A 2355-nucleotide genomic window follows, 5' to 3' on the forward strand; every position below is an offset into this window, starting at 1 on the left:
TCTCGTTCAGAGCAAAACTCTCTGCACCAGCAACACGTTGTTTTTCCACAGAATCGGCTCAATTTGAAGTCGCCAACTAGATTTAGCCACCGAGGGGATAGCTAGTGTCTATCGTTGAATAGAAATAGAGAATTGGCGCTTTGGCGCGATGCTGTGAGATGTGTTCGACGATGAAAACTACACGGGGCAAGCAGCGTCATGGAAGAAAGCATGATGGCGCAGGTGGTAGGCTTGTGCACTAGGCCATTGAATAGATGTGACGAAAATGACTGGTGGTAGAGGCTGGCAAGAGAGCTTCCCGCTTGTCTCTTGCTCGAGTAGTGAGCGGCTTCTGCCTTTATTGCCGGCAGCATTGTCTCGTGTATTTGCCGGTCGAGTGCGACTTGGCTTGGTGCTATTCGCCGGGTGCAGAGCTATTTTAGCAGTGAACCGTTACGTTTTTGGTGGTATTGCCGACGAAACAGGGCGCGCACGTGGCATAAGAGATTCAATCGCGGATCGTGGCTTTAGTATTGAAGGTATTCAAAGCCTCCAAGGTGCAAGGCCGATCATTCTTGACGCTCGAGAAAGTTGGAAGCTGCTGTGCATAGATCTTAGCGCCCTCGACGGTGCTATGAACCTTGACGCTGTTTTCGAGAAGCGTTCTTCATTAGCGGATTCGTGTTGATGATTACCCGGCACGAACCTTTGGTTGGAGGCTTTGTCGACCGGCTTTTTCCAGACTTTTCGGAGGTCATTGGGCTTAGGTTATTTGCGCAATTGGTTTTTTCGCTGCGCGCGCACTCTATGGATCGCGCCACCGTCTCGCGCCCTTCTTTGTCTTGTGCAGACATGTCGGCGGTAACGGATTTTTTGACAAGGAAACGAGATCAGTTCTTGGTTTGGCAGCGGGTTGGTCAAGGTCGTACGGCGCCACAATTGGGGCGGTGTTTGTTCATCGCGGATCCATCTTCAGCGACATCAACCAGGTTGTCGACGATCCTTTCGGATTGCGGATATGACGTCGATTTTTGTAATGGCGTTGATGCGTCATCTAAATCTCTGTTGCGGCATTCAGATGATGGGACGTGGTCCCTTTTCGTGCGCGACTTGGATTTCCTGCAGAAGCAAGCATCGCTCGGTGAGATTGTCGATTATCTGATTGCCTTCCGTGAGGAGGTCTGTCGCGTACCCAGTATCCTCCTCTCGTCGAGCTTCGGGCGAGATGATTTTGGTGTGGATCGGTTGCCAATCGCCGATGCCAGTCTTCGGCTGCCCGTTGCGCGGGGCCGGATGGCGGCCGCCATCGCGGAAGCTCGTACAAACAATGCTCTTTGGCAGCGCCGTCTCGAAGATCGGAGTCTGCAGCAGGTCATGACAGGTGGAGGGGCTCTTTGTGACCCCCAAATTGGTCTTCAAAGGCCCAGAGCAAGAAGACAGCGATCTGCAACCAGAAGCTAAGGAAAATGATGTCTCGTACCGCAGCTTTTCACAATGGCAATGCGCGTCTGAATGTGGCCGTCCCACTTCATGCGCCGGCGGCACTGTTGGTTGTTGAGCTTGATCAACTGGTTAGAACTTGGCGCGACGACACCGACCTTGTCTTGGCCATGGCTGGCGGTCGAGAGGTCGTGCTAGACGGCTTCTTCGATGTCGAGGAGCGTGCGATCCTGACACGAGAACCGGAGACCGGCGAAGTCTTCGAACTTATGCTTGATCCGGTCGGTCATACGATTGGTGTTGACTGGCGTTCGTCAAATGAGCTGTCCGAGATGTTCGGCACCGAAGCGGAGAGCCGGGTTGAGACCTACACGCTTGACGCGGATCGGTGCCAATCGGATGGGAACTGCTTTTTCATAGATAGAGACAGAGATTACGATTTCGGCCCCCCTCCCTGGATCGGCGCAGGGTTTCTCGGAGGGCTGGCTGCGACTGCGGCGGCAGTTGTGGCTTGGTATTTCGGCCTATCGTTTTGGGCCGTCACTGCCGTCTTTCTTGGCACGGAAATCGTGATCTTCATTTCTATTCTTGGACTTTATGCGCGTCCCGCCGACCGGCGCGAGAAGTCGGCGTCGAGGGCGTGATGGCATTGGGTTTTTATAGGCCGTTCAATGGAGCGCGTGGGTCAGCGCTACTGAGATTGGCGAAGAGAATACAGGTGCTTAAGGCGCCATTCTTATCGCCATCGGAAGCGCCGGATGAACCGATCTCGCTGGATTTCTGGACTGTTCCGCGACCGATATCGCCAGAGCCGCGCGAGCGGTGCGATGCATGTCTCCGCGAGAGCGCCAATATCACCACGTCGAACTGGCGCCATATCCTGCGTCGCCAGAACACTCTTTCCATCGAGCGCAGCTTTATGATTGCCGACCCGCA

General features: G+C 54.3%; 3 protein-coding genes. All 3 read left to right on the forward strand.

Annotation, left to right across the window (positions count from 1 at the left end; all coding sequences use genetic code 11):
• Window positions 1-666 precede the first annotated feature (666 nt).
• Window positions 667-1440 carry a hypothetical protein gene (locus tag GTF44_RS21880; RefSeq protein WP_171563524.1) on the forward strand — a complete coding sequence of 258 codons (774 nt, stop codon included), beginning with the start codon at window positions 667-669 and terminating at the stop codon, window positions 1438-1440.
• Between the two features lie 5 nt (window positions 1441-1445).
• Entirely contained in the window at window positions 1446-2063 is a 618-nt protein-coding gene (locus tag GTF44_RS21885) for a hypothetical protein (protein WP_171563560.1), read from the forward strand.
• A 74-nt stretch (window positions 2064-2137) separates the two neighbouring features.
• A partial coding sequence (locus tag GTF44_RS22040) for a hypothetical protein (RefSeq protein ID WP_216365383.1) occupies window positions 2138-2355 on the forward strand: 218 nt, incomplete at its 3' end.

It is taken from the genome of Roseobacter sp. HKCCD6576-2 (assembly GCF_013179285.1).
GTDB classification, from domain to species: domain Bacteria; phylum Pseudomonadota; class Alphaproteobacteria; order Rhodobacterales; family Rhodobacteraceae; genus Rhodophyticola; species Rhodophyticola oceani.